Annotated in this window: 1 protein-coding gene; it reads right to left on the minus strand. The window is 50.7% G+C overall.

The window, feature by feature from the left end:
• A partial coding sequence (locus ACFFUV_RS23365) for a transketolase family protein (RefSeq protein ID WP_390198311.1) occupies positions 1 to 1230 on the minus strand: 1230 nt, incomplete at both ends.

The following is a 1230-nucleotide window of genomic DNA, read 5'->3' on the forward strand; positions in this document are numbered from 1 at the left end:
GCAGACTCACCAAAGGTTGTCATGCCCACAACGCGGCCGTTAAGACCCACGTACTTGTACCAGTAATCAGCAATACCAGCTTCCACCGCAACACGAGCCGTCACATCTGATGGCAATACCGCTTCACGGTACGCCGCATCTTGCTTATCAAACGCATCAGTGGATGGCATGGATACCACACGAACTTGTTTACCTGAAGCGCTAAGCTCTGCCGCAGCATTAACTGCAATCTCAACTTCTGAGCCAGTCGCGATCAAAATAAGTTCAGGCTTGCCTTCGCAATCTTTCAGAATGTAACCACCCTTGGCGATATCAGCCAATTGCTGTTCACTACGCTCTTGCTGAGCAAGGTTTTGGCGTGAGAAAATCAGCGCGGTTGGCGCATCTTTACGTTCAATGGCCAGTTTCCAAGCCACTGCGGATTCCACTTGGTCACATGGACGCCATGTGCTCATGTTTGGCGTTAGACGCAGGGTGGCAATTTGTTCAACCGGTTGGTGAGTTGGACCATCTTCACCAAGGCCAATCGAGTCGTGCGTATACACTTGGATGTTTTGCACTTTCATCAGTGCCGCCATACGCATTGCATTACGCGCGTATTCCATAAACATCAGGAAGGTCGCACCGTAAGGAATGAAACCGCCGTGCAATGCGATACCGTTGATGATGGCCGTCATACCAAACTCACGCACACCGTAGTGAATGTAGTTACCTGATGCGTCGTCAGCAGTAATGGATTGAGAGCCTGACCAGATAGTAAGGTTCGATGGCGCAAGGTCTGCCGAGCCGCCCATAAATTCAGGGAGTAGCGCACCAAATGCTTCTAGTGCATTTTGTGATGCTTTACGTGATGCGATATTGGCTGGGTTTGCTTGCAGGTCGGCAATGATTTTCGACGCTTTCGCTTCCCACTCAGCGGGTAGGTCACCATCGACACGACGTTTAAATTCTGCGGCTAACTCTGGGTACGCTTTGGCGTAAGCGGCAAATTTTTCATCCCATGCTGATTCTTTGGCAGCGCCCGCTTCTTTTGCATTCCACTCAGCGTAGATATCGGCAGGAATTTCAAACGGACCGTATTCCCAACCTAGGAATTCACGTGCTGCTTTCACTTCGTCATCACCTAGCGGCGCGCCGTGACAGTCATGTGAGCCCGATTTGTTTGGTGAGCCAAAACCGATAATGGTTTTAGTACAAATCAGCGTTGGGCGAGCCGTTTCCGCTTTCGCG

The organism is Vibrio olivae, from assembly GCF_042428525.1.
Taxonomy (GTDB): Bacteria; Pseudomonadota; Gammaproteobacteria; order Enterobacterales; family Vibrionaceae; genus Vibrio; species Vibrio olivae.